We start from the raw sequence: 16,518 nt of genomic DNA on the forward strand, positions 1-16,518 counted from the left end.
CAATGGAGATGCCGTTTATTGCACGCCCCTGTTTGCGGACATGCCGGCCGGCTTGCGGCCTACCGGGCCTGGGTTGCGTCGGCGGGACTCTGAGATGAAAATTCCAAAGTCCCTGCTGGTCGATCCCGAGAAGAACTCGGTCTATGGCGCCTTCGCCGTGGCCGTCTCGATCTGGGCGTTCTCCTACTCGGTCATTTTCGGCCAGGTGCTGATCCTGGCCTACTACGCCGTCTGGCTTCCGCTCATCCTGGTCGACTACCGGCGCTTCCTGCGTCAGCTGTCCAGCGCCTGGCTGCCGTTGCTGTTCGCGGCCTATATCTGTTTTTCCATCTTCTGGTCGCAGGCGCCCGGCGTCACAGCCAGAACGGCGGTCCAGTATCTCTCCCACATCGCCTGTGCCTATGTCGCGGCGCGCACCGTCAGCGTGCGCACCCTGACGCTCGGCGCGCTGATCGGGATCTTCTTCGTCATGCTCTATTCGCTCAAGGTCGGCGCCTATTCCGAGGACGTCCTTGATGGCACCTACAATTTCGTCGGCGCCTTTGCCTCCAAGAACCAGATCGGCTTCGTCGGCTCGCTCGGCATCTATTTCTCCGTGGTGTTCCTCGCTTTCCTGCGGCGTGGCCGGCTGAGTTTCATCCTGACCGTGCCCGTCGTGCTGTTGTCGGCCTACCTGCTGGTCATTTCGCATTCCGCCACCTCGATGGCCTCGATACCGGCGGTCCTGGCGCTGATTGCGCTTCTTGCCATGACCAAGCTTTTGTCGCGGCGCTATCGCCGGGTGATCTTCGTGGTCGGCGCCGGCCTGATCGTGGTGGTGGCCTTTGTCGCCCTCAATCTCGGGCTCATGGACTTCGTGCTTGGCCTCTTCGGCAAGGATTCGACGCTCACCGGGCGGACCTATTTGTGGGAGCAGGGCTGGAACGCCGCACAGCGTTCGCCGATCCTTGGCGTAGGCTATGCCGCCTATTGGGTGCAGGGCTTTGCCGAGGCCGAGCGGCTGTGGAATGAATTCTACATCACCACGCGCACGGGCTTCCACTTCCACAACACCTATGTCGAGGCGCTTGTCGAGCTCGGCTTCACCGGAGCGGTGATGATCTCGCTGATCATGCTGCGCACGCTCTACGGCCATGTCTCGACGGTGATCTTCAAGGCATGGCAGGCCGAATCGGTGGTGCTCTTCGGCGTGATGGTGCTGCTGCTCATCCGCTCCTTCGTCGAGGTCGAGATCCTCAACCCCTACATTATGGGCTCCTTCCTAATGTATTTCAGCTACTTCAAGCTGGCGCGGCTGCCGGTCACCCGCACGCGGTGGTCGCCGGCCTTCGACCCGGCGGATGCGGCAAGGGGCGAGCCAGCCTGGCCTCGGCATGTCGGCCGTCCGGCCGCCGCCGACCAGGCGTGAGCCGAGACAAGTCGCCCAAAAGCGCATAGGCCCTTTGGGGTAACGACATCCTCCTGAACTTCTTCGAAGGCGGCGTGCTTTATCGTTTCGCGGCCTGAAATCGCACATAGTAAATCCTCCGCCAGGCAGGCCTGACGGAGGTTGGAACTCTCTGCGTTATGGATCGAAGCGCTGGATCGCGCCGAAGTCCGGGGCTTACTGGCTGGCCAGCGGTGCCAGCTTGACCTTGATCACGTCGCCGGGCAGCACCGGCGTGTCTTCCTTGGCGGCGATTTCGCTGGTCTTGCCGTCGACATTGCGCACCAGCGAATAGAGCAGGGTAGGCTGCTGGTCGTTGGTGATGGCGGCCGTCGTCGCGGGATCGCTAGCCTGGGCGATCAGGCCTTTCTGCATATTCACCTTCAGCGCGGCCTCGTTCAGGTCGGCCTCGGTCTGCTGCCGGTCGGCGGCGAGGGTCGAGCTCAATGTGTTCTGGGCATCGATGGCGTCCTGCGTCGCCTTGCTGATCGACTGCTTGGCGGTGAGGATTGCCGTCTCGTAGTCCAGGATCTTGCCCTGCAGGTCGGTGACGGACTGTTGCGAATCCAGAAGCCTGGCATTGGCGACCAGACCCTTCTGCGCCAGGGGACCGATGCTGGCGAGCTGCTGCTGCGCCAGGTCGACCTGCTTCTGCTGGTTGACGATCTTCTTCTGCAGCGATTCGATTTCGGACTGCAGGACACCCTTGAGATCGTCCAGCGCCTCGAGCTTCAGCTTCAGCGCCTTCTGGTCCGCCGTGAGGATCGTCATCTCGTCGGCGACGATGGTCGGCAGTCGCGGATCGCCCTCGACCTCCTTCGGCGCTTCGAAACTCGCCTTGCCAGCCAGATCGGCATCGATGCGGGCACGCCTGACAAGCAGCCGGACGCGCTGGTCGTCGGAGATATCGAAATTGCCCTTGGCGGTAACCAGGTCCTTGCCGAGCTGAGGGCCGTAGTCGCTGCTGCGCCTCATGCCGCCGGCGACGCTGATCGCTTTCAGCACCGTAAGATCGGGCACATAGGGAAACTGGCCGGGGTTCTGCACTTCACCCGAGATATAGAAAGGCCGGAACTGCGCCATCTCGACCGAGGCTTCGGGCTTGTCCGACAGAGCGAGCTTGCGCTGTAGCGCCTCGCCGATCGCCGCCGCGACTTCCGCCGTGGTCTTGCCGGCCGCCGGCAACTCGCCGACGAACGGCACCGACAGCGTTCCGCCCGGGCCGACCGTGTATTCGCCGTTCACGGCCGACCAGTCGCGGAACGTGCCCTCGACAGTCTGCCATTCGGCGATGCGGATGGTCAGCTTGTCCTGCGAGCCGAGATGGTATTCACCCGATATGGCGACCTGGGGAAGAAAAGCGAACGACATCGCAAGGCAGGTGGCCATAAGCCGAGAGCGACCGGAAAAGCGGCCGCTGCCAAAGGCTTCGAACATGACTGTTTTCAACTGAACGTTCCGATCCGTTTTAGCCCCATCGCCCGATGAGCTTACCGCCGGATGCCTGGTGGTGGCGGCCGGTCAGTAAGAGCCGCGTGACATCCAGACGGCCGGCACGGTCTTGATGATGATGCGCACGTCGCCGAACAGCGACCAGTTCTCGACATAATGGCGGTCGAAGGCGACGCGGCTGTCGTAGGAGACGTCGTTGCGGCCGCTGACCTGCCACAGGCCGGTCAGGCCGGGCCGCGACTTCAGATAGTAGACGGCGGCGCTGCCGTAGATTTCCAGCTCGTCGCGAACCACCGGGCGAGGCCCGACAAGGCTCATGTCGCCCTGCAGGATGTTGATGATCTGCGGCAGTTCATCGAGGCTGAGCTTGCGCAAAACCGCGCCGACGCGGGTGACGCGCGGATCGTTCTTCAGCTTGCGGGTCGCTGTCCATTCCGCGTTGGCGTCCGGATTGGTGGCGAGATAGGCGGCCAGCACCTTGTCGCCGTCCGGAACCATGGTGCGGAATTTCAGGCACGGAAAAATCCGCCCGCCGCGACCGATTCGCCGATGACCGTAGAAAATCGATCCACCGTCGGAAAACTTGACCAGCAGCGCTATCATGATGAACAGCGGGCTGAGTGCGATCAGACCAACCAGTGAACCGGCAATATCGAAGCTGCGCTTGATGAGGCCGCCGATCGGCGGCGGAAAATCGGTGTCAGCCTGCGAAAAGCCCGCCGTGGCCGACTTGGCAATATCCCTCATGCGGAAACTCCATGCGTTGAACGAATGGTTCACCACACGATACCAAAAAAATGTTGCAGCGCAACACACAATTTCCCGGGCCACTGAAATAGTCGCGTCATGAATTGACCAAATAATAAGCTAGCAATGCACATTTTTCAGGATGCTTAGCACATTTGTGACAAGAAATGGGCAAGCCGAAAAAAATGCGGACCTTTTTGGGGCGATTTTTGGGCAAGCCGTTCTCGGTGGCCGCGAACGGTACATATTAGTGCTTTAGGAAGGTGCGAAGTTCGCGACTATTAACATAAAATACTACATAATATTGTGAGTTGTACTGAAAATGGCCAGTGGCTTCAGGTTGAGTGAATTGCGGTCGTGTGCGTTGCAGCATGACAGAGTCGATCGCGCAAGCTCAATCAAAAATATGTGCGGTTGCCCTTGCCGCCTCCTGCTCGCCTTAATAGAATTGCAAATTATACCTGTCAGAGTGGCGACAGGTTGAAAGGCCGGAAGCAACCGGTCGATAGCGGGCACCTTTACAAGCCCGCAGAACAAGGGACGGCGCTCGGGTGGGGCTATCGTTTGATATAACCCGGGCCGGTTTATGGGCTGTTGGGTATGTCACTTCCAAAATTCATCGTTGGGATGATTTTCGCTCTCGCAATCGTTGTTGCCTGGTCTTGGCTTGGCGGCGCTTCGCTGGGCACGACGTTGTTGCGCGTCATCATTTGCGCCGTGATCATCCAGGTCGGCTATTTCGTGCTTGTCTATGCCATGATCGTCAAAAGTGCGCCGACGCCGGCTGACAGGCTGCGTGAAGCCGAGAGAAAGCTGAGTTCGGCCGACGTGACCGAAGGCGAGAAGCTGGGCAATGCCCGGCGCAGCCTGCACTAGGGTATGCTGATATTCAGCTGATGCCGGCCTGCAAACGGCGACTTCCTGCACTTCCGGCCTTCGCCGGCCGAAGCAATCACAAGTGGCCCGTGGCAGTTAAGGCTACGGCCGGCGTAGGCCGGTGCTTACCCAAAAGTACGCTCCGCTCCGGTTCTCGGAAGCCACCCCGTTTGGTCGCTTCGCGCCCGCCTTCGACTCCGGCGCGGCCTGACCTGGATCTCAACACACCCCAATCCGGCCTCAGGCCACATTGGCAGGTTCGGTTTCCGACTGTTCTCCCGACAGCATCCTGGACAGCCGGCTCGCCGGCTTTGCCTTCAGCCGCTGATACTGTCCGACTTCCACGACACGGCCGTCTTCCATCGCCACCACCCAGTCGGCGAAGGCGATCATCGACGGCCGGTGCGCGATGGTCAGAATGGTCATCGTGCCGCGCAATCCGTCGATCGATCGGGCGATCAGCGACTGGTTCTGCCAGTCGAGCGCACTGGTCGCCTCGTCGAGGATGAGCAGCGACGGCTTGCGCAGCAGCGCCCGCGCCAGTGCGATGCGCTGACGCTCGCCGCCGGAGAGCCGCACGCCGCGGTCGCCGACCACCGTGTCGAGCCGCTGGTCGAGCCGTTCGACGAATTCGCCGGCATGTGCAGCGCGCAGCGCGGTCCACAATTCGTCGTCGCTGGCCTGCGGCGCGGCCAGACGCAGGTTCGCCGCGATCGTGTCATGCAGCAGGAACACGTCCTGCGGCACATAGGCCACCTGGTCGCGCCAGCGCCGGCGATTGCCGGCATCGATCTCGACGCCGTCGACGAGGATCTTGCCGGCGGTCGGTTCGAGCAGACCGAGCAGCATGTCGGCGATTGTGCTCTTGCCCGATCCCGAGGGGCCGATCAGGGCGGTGACCTTGCCGGCCGGCAGGCCGAAGGTGATGTCGCTCACCACCGTTTTGCCGGTGCCGTCGTCGTAGCCGAAGAAGACACCGCGAATGTTCAGCCCGGTATCGAGCGACAGCTTCTGCTTATCCGCCGATTCGGCATGGCCCGGCTCGCGCTCGGCGTCGAAACGGGCCTGTAGGCCGCGCATGGCGGTATAGGCGGGCAGGTTGATCAGCACCTGCTGGGCTTGCGTCTGCATGTCCATGAAGCGCGGTGCTATGCGCATGAAGACCAGCAGCAGCACGACGATTTCGGCCAGCGACAGGTTGAAGCGGACCAGTGCCACATAGATGAACAGGCTGAGGCCCACGACGCTCGCCACCTGGAACACCGCGGTGCCGATCGAGCTGTTGCTGACATAGTCGATGTTGTCGGCCTTCATCTTTTCCAGCGTCGCCTGCAGCTGCGCGAAATAGCTGGCCTCGACATTCAGGCTCTTGGCCACCTTGATGCCGCCGAGGAATTCCGAGACCGTCCGGTACTGATCCTGGCGATTGCTGGTCAGGACCCTGCCAAAGGCGGTGGCGCGTGCGCGAAACGGCTGCAGCACCACGAACATCACGATGCCGATGACGATCGCAAACGCCGTCATGACCGGGGAGATGAACATCGAGATCACGAGATAGCCCACCAAAAGCACTGATATCTGCACCAGCATCAGCAGCGAGAAGGCGGCGCCCTGGACACGATCGATGTCGCCGGTCAGGGCGTGGTCGAGATCGGAGCTGCGCATGCGCGAGAACACGCCCCAGCGCGCCTTGCCGATGCTCTCGAACAGGTTCATGCGCAAACGGTTGATGAAATCGAAGAGAAGCCTCGCCATGTAGACCGACTTGAAGCGGTTGAACGCGGCCTGCACGGCAACGAGCGCGACCAGCGCGCATAGCACCGTCGTCAGCTGTAGCGTTCCGTCCGGCGCCAGCCAGCGCACGAAATCATTGTTCGGCAACCGCACCGCGAAATCCTGGTCGGCGCGTCCCACCAGATGCAGCAGCGGCACGAGCAGCAGGATCGAGATGCCTTCCGTCAGGCTGCCGAGGATCAGGAACAGTAGCGCCGTCCAGGCCCGCCGCCCGCCGATCTGGGCGATGACGGCGCCGAAGGCGGCGACATCGCGAAACAGCGACAGGCGAGGGATTGAGGACTTCGACATGATTGCGCTCACCGCTGCCGACGGCCGGCCGCCAGTTTCTTGCCCACCCGATCCCTGGCCGCCAGATCTCCGGTCGCCAGATCGGCTTCGATCAGTTCCACGGCCTCGCCAATCCTGTCGAGGCCGGTCGGAACTTCCAGCCGGAACACGCCGACATGGTTAGCGATTGCTGAACATTGACGAAAATGCAGCGCCGCGAAATCGTCGGGGAGCGCCGCGCGACCGAACCGCGTCACATAGGAGAATTTGATGATCGCCGGTAAGGCGGCGATGCCGGGCAGAGGCGTTATCCCGGCCTTTTTGCCGCGCTCGAGGACATAGACCCTGATCGCCGGCACCTTGCCGCCGGCGAAGGCGCCGTGCAGGCGATGTTGCATCTTCTCGATCGCCGGATGGACTTGCGGCCGCACCTCTGCTCGGCCCAGAGAGATCGCGGCTGCGGCGTCGGCGGCAAGCTTGATCTGGGGAAACCCCGGAACGATCATCGGCGCGTCCGGATCGGTGAGATCGAGCGCCACGACATCGTCGGTGAGCAATTCATGACCGGCCCGGATCAGCGCGCTTGCCGTCGTCGACTTGCCGGCGCCCTTGTCACCCATGAAGATGGCACCCTTGCCGGCAACCGCGATGGCACTGGCATGCAGGACGAGCAGGCCACGCCGGTGCAGCAAGAGCGCCATCACCGGTCCGAGCAGCGGGAAGGCAAGCAGCGCGTCGTCGACGCCGGGCGTCGGCTCGATGTCGATGCGGCTGACATCGCTGATCAGGAAGGCGCCGACGGCATGCCATGCCAGATATTGCCGGTCCGGCTCGAAGCGGAAGATCGTCGCGGCCTCGCACGAAGGCTTCGGCATGTCGATCGTGCCGATCGCGATCAGTATATCCGCCGCCGCCGGCTCCGTCGGCTCCAGTTCGGGCAGCGCCACGTCGGACGCGATGGTCAGGCCATAGGCCCGGTAGTATCGCCGCTCCCGCATCATCCCGCCATGAGGAGCAGGATCACCAGGATATGTGGCAAGCGGCTGGTTGCGCGGCATCATGCGGGGCTCCCGGCGTACTGGACCTGTCGCAGCCACAGTGACAGCGAGGCCGAACGCCAGACATATTGGACATCGAGGGGGGCTGCCTGATCGGGTTGGCTGAGCAGCCGCGCATAGGCGGCGCTCACTTGTGGCAGGTTGACATAGGGCGCGATACGGCCGGCATCCGAAACCAGCAGCTGTTCCAGCAGGTCGCGGTGGTTGAGCACCATGCCGTTGACCAGATTGGCGGTGAAATCGATCTTGGTGCGCCGCCACTGCACCGCCGCCGGCAGGATGCCCTCCATGGCCCGGCGCAACACGTAGCGGCCAAAGCCGTGGCTGAGTTTTTCCTCGCCCGGCAGCGCCAGGCAGAATTCGACCAGCGGCTTGTCCCAGAAGGGATAACGCGGCTCGACGCCGAAATTCGCGGCCGCCTTGTCGAGCACCTCGAAAGAGTGCGGCACATAGCCGTTGGACAGGATCCAGCGATGGCTGAGCGCGTCGCTGGCCTGGATGCCGGGCGGCATGTAGCCGGCCCGGTGGAAGCGCTGGACGAGCTCGGTCCGTCTGGCCAGGTCCGGATTGATCAGGTCGCGCCAGCCGCGGCCGCGCCGCATTTGCGTGGGCTTGCGTATTCTGTTCAGGATACGGTTTGCCAGCTGTCTCGCCTTGGTGATCCGCCAGGCCGGCCCATAGAGGGTGAGGAACTGGAAATAGAGGCCGAGCGTGCTGTCGCCATAGGTGTTGGAGGCGCTGCGGACCTCGCGCCAAAGGTCCAACCACCGGCCGCCATTGGCAAGCTCGTGCAGATGGCCGTGTCCCTGTGAGACGACTTCGTCGCCGCCATGGCCGTCGAGCAGCACCTTGATGCCCTTGGCGCCCGCCGTGCGGTAGATGCCGCGGGTCAGCGTCAGTCCCGGCGCCAGGAAGGTGCCTTCCTGCTCCTCCAGCACCCGTTCGAACTCGGCGAAGGGTGCATAATTGCCGACAGGAATCAGCGTCGGGTCGGTCTTCTGCTGATCCAGCACGGCGTCGATGAAGGCCCGCTCGTCCATCGGCGAGCCCTTCTCGAAAATCAGCGAGAAGGTCGGCAGCTTTGGTTTCCGCTGGGCGGCGTTCTGCAGGCCGGCGACGCAGGCGATCGACGAGGAATCGAGGCCGCCGCTGAGCATCGCGCCGATTGACTGACTTCCGCGCATGCGATTGCGCACCGATTGCGCGAAGAGATGGGCGAATTCCTCGGCCGCATCCGACCGCAGCGGCCGCGCCGACGGCTCGATCTGCCAGTATCGGCGCAGCACCACCTTTTGCGCGGTGACAGTCAAGCTGTGACGCGCCGGCAGGCTGAAGATATCGCTGTAGGGGGTGGATTGCGGGTCGTCGGGAAGCCCGGCCAGGAATCCCGAAATGCGATGCTCGCTGATGCGCGCACCGACCCCATCGAGGCCAAGCATCGGCCCGATCTCGGAAGCAAAGACGAAACGCCTGTCCGCGGCGTGGTAGTAGAACGGCTTGACCCCGAAATGGTCGCGCGCGCAGAACAACAGCTGCCGCTCGGCGTCCCAGATGGCAAAGGCGAAATCACCCTGCAGGTGCACGGGGCAGGATTCGCCCCAGCGCAGATAGGCGCGCATCAGCAATGTCGCATCCGCAACCGACCTGTCGCGTATGCCGAGCCTCGCCATCAGCTCGTCGCGATTGTCCAGCCGGCAATCGGCCGTTATGGCGAGCTTGCCGCTCGCCATGGTCAGCGGGCCGGGGCCGGCTTCATCCGTGGTATCGAGCCAGGCGTGGCCAAGCGCGATGCCGTCGTCCAGCCACCATGAATTTCCGTCGGGACCGCGATGGCGCATGCGGGCCAGCATCTGCTGGATGTCGCTTGCCGCGTCCGCCGCCGGCGGTCCCTGTCGCAGCAGGATTCCGGCGACGCCGCTCATCGGCTGCCGTGGTCGACCAGATGCGCGAAGCCATCGACGGAGCCGCCAAGCACGACATGGTTGTCGCTGATCAGCCAGGCATGCGCCTTCAACTGCTCGCCCGTGCCGCGTTCGATGCCGATGCGGATGTTAGAGGCATTGCCCTGGCGCGCGAGAATGTATTGGCCCGCAAGCGCCTGGGTAAGGCAAGAGGCGCGCGGCACATACCGTGCGGCCGCGGCAACCCCCCAGGCGACGAGCCGCAACTCGCCCATGCTGGCGCACTGGCGCGCATTGAGCCGGGTCACCATGCCGCGAACACGGTTGTAGGAGAACAATGTCAGCCCCAGCCGGACGGTTGCGACCACCAGCAGGCAGTGGCAGAGGAAAAGCGCTTCCGAGCCGTTCAGGGACAGAACTCTGGCCAAGCCCCGGCTGGGCCGGTGTTTCGCAGGCCTCGGTCTTTGGTCCGTCACAGGTCTTTGCCGCGAGATCATGGCCTTTTGCGGAACCTGCCTAGACAAGTGCCTCATTGTGCAGCCTCGCAAGTCCGTTTTCGGCCAGGCCTTTCAGCAAGGTGTCGACGTCGGCCTTGCAGCGCTCGGCGTCGACATTGTAGCGCTCCAGCACGGCGCCGCGGATATCGGCGATCGACTTCGGCTCCTGGATCAGTTCCCAGATGAACGCGCCGACGCCGTTGAGGCTGTAATAAATATTGGATTTCAGGTTGAGCAGCGCGAGGCCATCACCGAATTCGCAAGCTACGGCATCCTTGGTGGCAGTTATGCAATCGCGCTCCGATGGGTTCCAGTTCATGCCAAAACCTCGTTTGCAACACACGGTCTACGCGTCGTCAGTTCAAAAAAGGGAAAGTCGGGGATTCTCATCCCCGGCTCCATTCACGTTATTAAATCCTGGAGGCCCAACGTCACTCCTCCAGGATCAGGCTAGTCTCAGGAGAACGTCAGGTCGCCAATTGGGGTGTGTGCCGGAAACGACGCGTCGATTGCCGTGCTGCCACCGCCGCCCTGGGTGATGGTCTCAATGGAACCATGTACCGTCAGGCTTGGCGTTTCGTACTCGTGCTTTTCAACATTCTGTTCCATTTTACTCTCCAATGAGGACTGGAAACGGCCTGTCGAGTGCCGTCAGCACTTTCATGCTGCAATGCAATAGCTGCATGGCAGCATTTATGAGTCAAGCCTCATTTACCCCCGGTTAATCAATTACGGGTTGCGGACGTCACCATGCGTGTGCGCAATGCCCATAGTTCCACCTCTTTGCACCTGAAAACAAGTGCGATCAGGCGTTGTGGCTGATGATTCTTTAAGCAATTGATTTTGCTTGCATAAAAAGTTTATAGAGGTGATGCTTTTTTAGGCATCGCTAAAGAGATGGATTTTTGTTAGCCGATCCGTGTTGAAGGTCGGCTGAAGCGCCTCGATAGGGCCGGAATTCCAATCGTATATTCCGTGGTCTTCGGAAACGTCGGCAAACGCCCTGGTTGCAAAATTTCGCACTGCGAAAGGAAAGACTTTACGGCGCCGAGGTTTTTGAGGATGCTTTGCTTCGCACTTGCAGCATAAGCGTCGCGCAAACCGCATTTTGGAGACTATGCGCTCAATGGCCTTGCCGGAAAGTTCCTATGAACGACTGCGCGCCGCCGACTGCGTCGACGAGATCGCCTATGTGCAGGCCTGCCTGCGGTTGTATTTCGCTGGGCCGAAGGCCTCGACCGGCGATGTGTCGCCGCCGAGCCTTTCCGCCGCCGCCGTCGCCGACATCGCCAGGTTGAACAAGGTCGCCAACTTCGTTCTGAAGGCACTGTCGCGTGCCCCGGCGAATGAAAGGCCGGCCGAATTGTTCCAGTGGCTCGACACCTATCGCCGGCGAACGGTTTCGATGAACGCCGCCTGCATCATGGATTCGATGGCGATCAACCAGGCGCTGCGCGACAGGCAAATCGATTTCGTCTTTCTCAAAGGTCCGTTCCAGCAGTATCTGCTCTACGACGACCATTTTATGAAGCCTTCGGGCGATGTCGACATCCTGGTTTCGCCAGCAGGGTTCTCGAGAGCACGCGAGGCGCTGCGCTCGATCGGCTACGAGGTTGCTGGCAAGTCAAGTTCCGTCTGGTGGGTCCGTTTTCTTGGCGAACAGCACATGATCCGTGGCAACGGGCCGTCCACGGTCGATCTTCACTATCGGCTCCAGCAGCCCGGCTCGCCCAGTCCGCGCGATGCCGACGGTTTCCTGCGGGGCAAGCGGCCGGTCGAGATCACCGGCACCCAGGTGCCGTTCACCTCGGTCGCCGACACGCTGATGCTGTCCTGCATCAGCGTTGCCAAGGCATTGTTCAACCGCGAACCTTGCGCCGGTTATGTCTGCGATATCAGGGCCAGCGCCAACCGTCTCGACGAGGCCGATCAACAGCGTGTGCTCGATGCGGCGGTGAGCCAGGGGCTGGACGATACACTGCTGCTCGGCCTGCGCGCCGCCGATGTGCTGCTGGGCGGTACCGGCACGCTTTTGTCGGAGCGGGCCAAGCCGATCCTGTCGCGCATCGGCAATGAGGATCTGCTCAACATGGTCGTCGCGCCATGGCTGTCGTCCTTGCGATGGCCACAGCGGCGAACAGTGTTGTGGGAATTGTGCGGCCGGGCTCCCGTCCGCTACCTGGCCGAAGCCGGCTGGGCAGCATCGGCGGACATCAGCCGCCGCATCTTCGAACGGCCGGCCAGTCCGTGATGGCTGTCGCGTCGCAATACGTACAGGGCGAGGGCATATCGAAACCTGTGCAAGAGGCAAAACCCATGTCGATGACGAAATCCGAGGTCTGCGTGATCATCGCGGCCAAAAATGCGGGGCGCACGATCGCGGTCGCCATCGCATCCGCGTTGCGCGAGCCCGAGGTGGCGGAGGTCGTCGTCGTCGACGACGGCTCCACCGACAATACGGCCGAGGTCGCCCGCTCCGCCGACGACGGCAGCGGCCGGCTTGCGGTGATGCGCCTTGACGTCAATCGCGGCCCCTCCTTCGCTCGCAATGCCGCCATCGCCAGCTCGAAAGCGCCGTTTATCAGCATTCTGGACGCCGACGACTTCTTCCTCGAGGGCCGGTTTCGCAACCTGTTTGCCGCCTCCGATTGGGATTTCGCAGCCGACAACATCATGCTCATCAGGGATGATGCGACAAGTGACGCAACCAAGATCGTCGCCCCCGATTTTGCCGCCGATCCGGAATTTCTCGACTTCGAGCGCTTCGTCGAAGGCAATATCTCGAGGCGCCGCGTGCAGAGAGGCGAACTTGGCTTCCTGAAGCCGGTGATCAGCCGCGCCTTCCTCGACCGGCACCGATTGTGCTACGACGAGAGCCTGCGGCTGGGCGAGGATTACGAACTCTACGCCCGCGCGGTCGCCCATGGGGCACGGTTCAAGGTCATCCGCTCCTGCGGCTACGGCGCCATCGTGCGCGCCGATTCGCTCAGCGGCCGCCACAAGACCCAGGACTTGAAACGGCTGGCCGACGCGGATCTGGCGCTGCTGGCGATCGACAGCCTGCCGGAAGGCTCTAAGGCGGTGCTGCGGCGGCACGAGCGGCATGTCCGCGACAAATACCGGCTGCGCAATTTCCTCGATGTGAAGGCCGAACGCGGGCTGGCTTCGGCCGCCGCCTATGCCTTAGCCAGTCAATCCAACCTGGTCCCCATCGTCCAGGGCGTGGCCTCCGACAAGCTCGAGGCGCTGTTTCGGCGCGTTGGCCTTGTCTCCGGCCAAAAGCGCGTGCCGCCGCTGCGTTTCCTGATGGCCGGGACCAGCACGGGCAAAGAACGGTAAGGCATTGGGAAATGCCCGGTTTACCCGCCAATGGCGCATTCACCGCGCAAACCATTTCCACCGGATTTATGAGTTTACGAATTGGGTGGTTGCCTCACGGCTCTGACGATGGCAGTCTATGTTGCGGTGCAGCAAATCGAACGATCAACCGAACTGGCCCCCGATCGGATTGGTCCGATATCTCTCCCATCAGTGGAGTTGGACGATGCGGTACGCGTTTTTCAGCCCCGCTTGCGCGGATCGGCCAGGTGCCCGGCATGCAAGCCGGCAATGACAGGAATTTAAGCTCATGGCCTCGATATTCGGCTTCAGATCAAGGGATCCGGCCCGCGACCGGCAGGCCGACGTTGCACGCTTCGACCGGCTGGCAAAGCTGTTCGAGCAGATTGCCGCCGAGATCGAAGCCGAGAAAACCGGTCTGGAGAGCCGCTACCGCAAGACGGCGACCAACGCGGCCTTTCTCGTCGAAGCCATGGAAAACGGCTCCGCTTCCGACAGACGCTCATCCGAGGTCAGCGCGCTGACGGAATCGATCCTGAATTGCGAGCGCCGCATCGCGGCGCTGTCACGCCAGAACGGCATGATGAAGGAACTCCGCCATTCGCTGGATTTGGTCTTCGACGAGGGGGCGGCGTCCGATTCGGCTGACACGGTCGATTTCGCCAGGCCCGCGGGCGCCGGCCGGGCGTGACCATGAGGGCGTGGGACTACTTCAAAGGCATGATGCAAACTTTAAAGGTATGATGCAGACAGGAGAGGGAATTCGGGAGGGTCAAAGAGAAGGCCAAGGTTGGCCCGTTTGGAAGCGGTTCAAACGTCGACTTTGGGTTGGGGACGCACAGCACAAAGGTGAGTTTGGTATGAATTCGGATCCGAAAACCACGTCCACGACGGCAATTGACGCAACGTCCTTCTCGCATGCGACCCGGCAAGCCGACCTGAGGCGGTTGGGTTTGATCGGCGGGCTGTTGCTGGCTGCTCTCGGCAGCCTCTTTGCGGCTCCCGCCCATGCACAGGATATCCAGTCGGCTCCCTCTTTCGTCGATGATTTCAAGAGCTTCGATCGGTCGCGCTGGTATGTGTCCGACGGCTGGAACAACGGCAGTCATCAGAATTGCACCTGGTCGAAGGGACTGGTCGCGCTTTCCGACGGCGCGCTGTCGCTTGGCTTCGAAAAGCAGAAGCTGAAGGATCGCGAGTTCGCCTGCGGAGAGATCCAGACCAAGCAGCGCTTCGGCTACGGCACCTACGAGGCGCGGCTGAAGACCGACACCGGCTCCGGCCTCAACGCGGCCTTCTTCACCTATATCGGGCCGTCAGACAAGCAGCCGTGGGACGAGATCGACTTCGAGATCCTGACCAAGGACACCTCCAAGGTGCAGGTCAACGCCTATATCGCCGGCAAGGGCAAGAACGAAAAGCTGGTCGAGGTGCCGGGCGGCACCGACAAGGCCTTCAACGATTACGCCTTCGTCTGGGAGAAGGACAGTTTGCGCTGGTATGTCAACGGCCAGCTGGTGAACACCATCACCGATCCGACGAAGCTGCCCAGCCATGCGCAGAAGATCTTCTTCAGCCTTTGGGGCAGCGACACCATGAAAGGCTGGATGGGTGCGTTCGCCGATCCCGGCCGCAAGCTTTCGCTGCAGGTCGAACGCGTCGCCTTCACCGCACTCGGCGATCCCTGCCAGTTTCCGGAATCGCTCGTATGCAGCGTAAAAGAGTTGGGAAAGACGAATTGAACCGGCCGGAGCAAGAACGGTTCGCGGCCATGAACAGGAATGAAACCGAATGAACTTGACGGTGTTTGGAATTGGCTATGTCGGCCTCGTGCAGGCGGCGGTGCTTGCCGAGGTTGGCCACCAGGTTGTTTGCGTCGACATCGACGAAAACAAGGTGGAGCGCCTCAACCAGGGCTTCGTCCCGATCTTCGAGCCAGGCCTCGAAAGCATCGTCAGGGAAAATCACGCCGCCGGCCGCATCAAATTCACCACCGATGCGGCGGCCGCCGTCAGGCACGGTGAAATCCAGATGATCGCGGTCGGCACGCCGCCCGGCGAGGACGGTTCAGCCGACCTCAAATACGTGCTGGCGGTCGCCGAGACCATAGGCCGCGAAATGGACACGGCCAAGATCGTCGTCGGCAAGTCGACCGTGCCGGTCGGCACTTGCGAAAAGGTGAAGGCCAGGATCGCCGAGACACTGAAGAAGAGAGGCCGCGAGGACCTCGCCTTCGACGTTGCCTCCAATCCCGAATTCCTCAAGGAAGGCTCGGCCGTCGCCGACTGCATGAAGCCCGACCGTATCATCGTCGGCACCTCGAGCGAGGCGACCGAGGCGGTGATGCGCGAGCTCTACGCGCCCTTCAACCGCAACCACGAAAAGATGATCGTGATGGACGTGCGCAGCGCCGAATTCACGAAATACGCCGCCAACTGCATGCTGGCCACCAAGATCAGCTTCATGAACGAAATGGCCAATCTGGCCGAGCAGCTCGGCGCCGACATCGAGGAGGTGCGCAAGGGCATCGGCAGCGATCCGCGCATCGGCTACCACTTCATCTATCCGGGTCTCGGCTATGGCGGCTCGTGCTTCCCCAAGGACGTCCGCGCCTTGATCAAGACCGCCGAGGGCGTCAAATTCGACGCCAAGCTGCTGCGCGCCGTCGAGGAGCGCAACAACGACCAGAAATCCGTGCTGTTCGACAAGGTGAACCGCTATTTCAAGGGCAGTCTCAAGGGCAAGACCTTCGCGCTCTGGGGCCTGGCCTTCAAGCCCAACACCGACGACATGCGCGAGGCGCCGGCGCGCGTCCTGATGGAAGCACTGTGGAAGGCCGGCGCCATCGTGCAGGCCTATGATCCCGAGGCGATGCAGGAATGCCAGGCCATCTATGGCCTGCGCGACGACCTGATGCTGTGCGGCACCAAGGAAGCGGCGCTGCGCGGCGCCGATGCGCTGCTCATCGCCACCGAATGGAAGAGTTTTCGAGCCCCGTCCTTCGACGCGCTGAAGGACGCGCTGACCACGCCGGTCATTTTCGACGGCCGCAACCTCTACGACCCCAAGGTCGTGGCGCGCCATGGCATCGAATACCACTCGATCGGCAGAATGGCGGCATGAGAGCCGCGCAGAGCAACCAGAATCTGGCACACGCG

General features: G+C 62.1%; 15 protein-coding genes. 7 read left to right on the forward strand and 8 right to left on the reverse strand.

The features are described from left to right. The first annotated feature begins 94 nt into the window (after window positions 1-94). Window positions 95-1,408: an O-antigen ligase family protein gene (locus AC04SF_RS16220; RefSeq protein WP_488478665.1), complete on the forward strand. Its 1,314-nt coding sequence runs from the start codon at window positions 95-97 to the stop codon at window positions 1,406-1,408. A gap of 195 nt (window positions 1,409-1,603) precedes the next feature. Here the strand turns inward: AC04SF_RS16220 and AC04SF_RS16225 are convergent, their stop codons facing one another. Then, entirely contained in the window at window positions 1,604-2,863 is a 1,260-nt protein-coding gene (locus tag AC04SF_RS16225; RefSeq protein WP_488478666.1) for a polysaccharide biosynthesis/export family protein, read from the reverse strand. Window positions 2,864-2,947: 84 nt separating this feature from the next. After that, window positions 2,948-3,625, reverse strand: coding sequence for a sugar transferase (locus tag AC04SF_RS16230; RefSeq protein WP_488478667.1), 678 nt, complete (start codon window positions 3,623-3,625; stop codon window positions 2,948-2,950). Between the two features lie 600 nt (window positions 3,626-4,225). On the opposite strand from AC04SF_RS16230, the gene AC04SF_RS16235 reads away from it, so the two are divergent. After that, complete coding sequence (locus tag AC04SF_RS16235; RefSeq protein ID WP_488478668.1) at window positions 4,226-4,501, forward strand: exopolysaccharide production repressor protein; 276 nt, start codon at window positions 4,226-4,228, stop codon at window positions 4,499-4,501. Window positions 4,502-4,741: 240 nt separating this feature from the next. Here the strand turns inward: AC04SF_RS16235 and AC04SF_RS16240 are convergent, their stop codons facing one another. The 6 genes from AC04SF_RS16240 to AC04SF_RS16265 form a co-directional block, all read right to left on the reverse strand. Beyond that, entirely contained in the window at window positions 4,742-6,586 is a 1,845-nt protein-coding gene (locus AC04SF_RS16240) for an ABC transporter ATP-binding protein (protein WP_488478669.1), read from the reverse strand. Between the two features lie 8 nt (window positions 6,587-6,594). Further along, window positions 6,595-7,626 carry a phosphoenolpyruvate carboxykinase (ATP) gene (locus AC04SF_RS16245; RefSeq protein ID WP_488478670.1) on the reverse strand — a complete coding sequence of 344 codons (1,032 nt, stop codon included), beginning with the start codon at window positions 7,624-7,626 and terminating at the stop codon, window positions 6,595-6,597. Further along, entirely contained in the window at window positions 7,623-9,545 is a 1,923-nt protein-coding gene (locus AC04SF_RS16250) for a lasso peptide isopeptide bond-forming cyclase (RefSeq protein WP_488478671.1), read from the reverse strand. Before AC04SF_RS16250 ends, AC04SF_RS16245 begins: the two co-directional genes overlap by 4 nt. After that, window positions 9,542-9,952 (reverse strand): lasso peptide biosynthesis B2 protein, encoded by a 411-nt coding sequence (locus AC04SF_RS16255; RefSeq protein ID WP_488478672.1) that lies wholly within the window; start codon window positions 9,950-9,952, stop codon window positions 9,542-9,544. The genes AC04SF_RS16250 and AC04SF_RS16255 overlap by 4 nt, the downstream gene beginning before the upstream one ends. An 88-nt stretch (window positions 9,953-10,040) precedes the next feature. Next, complete coding sequence (locus AC04SF_RS16260) at window positions 10,041-10,340, reverse strand: PqqD family protein (protein WP_488478673.1); 300 nt, start codon at window positions 10,338-10,340, stop codon at window positions 10,041-10,043. Window positions 10,341-10,477: 137 nt separating this feature from the next. After that, on the reverse strand, window positions 10,478-10,630 hold the full coding sequence (locus AC04SF_RS16265; RefSeq protein ID WP_010913078.1) for a lasso peptide: 153 nt from the start codon (window positions 10,628-10,630) through the stop codon (window positions 10,478-10,480). Between the two features lie 517 nt (window positions 10,631-11,147). Between AC04SF_RS16265 and AC04SF_RS16270 the strand changes: the two genes are divergently transcribed. The 5 genes from AC04SF_RS16270 (at window position 11,148) to AC04SF_RS16290 (ending at window position 16,483) form a co-directional block, all read left to right on the forward strand. Further along, window positions 11,148-12,272 (forward strand): nucleotidyltransferase family protein, encoded by a 1,125-nt coding sequence (locus tag AC04SF_RS16270; protein WP_488478674.1) that lies wholly within the window; start codon window positions 11,148-11,150, stop codon window positions 12,270-12,272. 65 nt (window positions 12,273-12,337) lie between these two features. Next, window positions 12,338-13,360: a glycosyltransferase family 2 protein gene (locus AC04SF_RS16275; protein WP_488478675.1), complete on the forward strand. Its 1,023-nt coding sequence runs from the start codon at window positions 12,338-12,340 to the stop codon at window positions 13,358-13,360. Window positions 13,361-13,649: 289 nt separating this feature from the next. After that, window positions 13,650-14,051: a hypothetical protein gene (locus tag AC04SF_RS16280; RefSeq protein ID WP_488478676.1), complete on the forward strand. Its 402-nt coding sequence runs from the start codon at window positions 13,650-13,652 to the stop codon at window positions 14,049-14,051. Between the two features lie 169 nt (window positions 14,052-14,220). Beyond that, window positions 14,221-15,102, forward strand: coding sequence for an endo-1,3-1,4-beta-glycanase ExoK (gene exoK, locus AC04SF_RS16285; protein WP_488478677.1), 882 nt, complete (start codon window positions 14,221-14,223; stop codon window positions 15,100-15,102). Window positions 15,103-15,151: 49 nt separating this feature from the next. After that, window positions 15,152-16,483 carry a UDP-glucose dehydrogenase family protein gene (locus AC04SF_RS16290; protein WP_488478678.1) on the forward strand — a complete coding sequence of 444 codons (1,332 nt, stop codon included), beginning with the start codon at window positions 15,152-15,154 and terminating at the stop codon, window positions 16,481-16,483. Window positions 16,484-16,518 lie beyond the last annotated feature (35 nt).

This window comes from Mesorhizobium sp. CNPSo 4671, assembly GCF_057784245.1.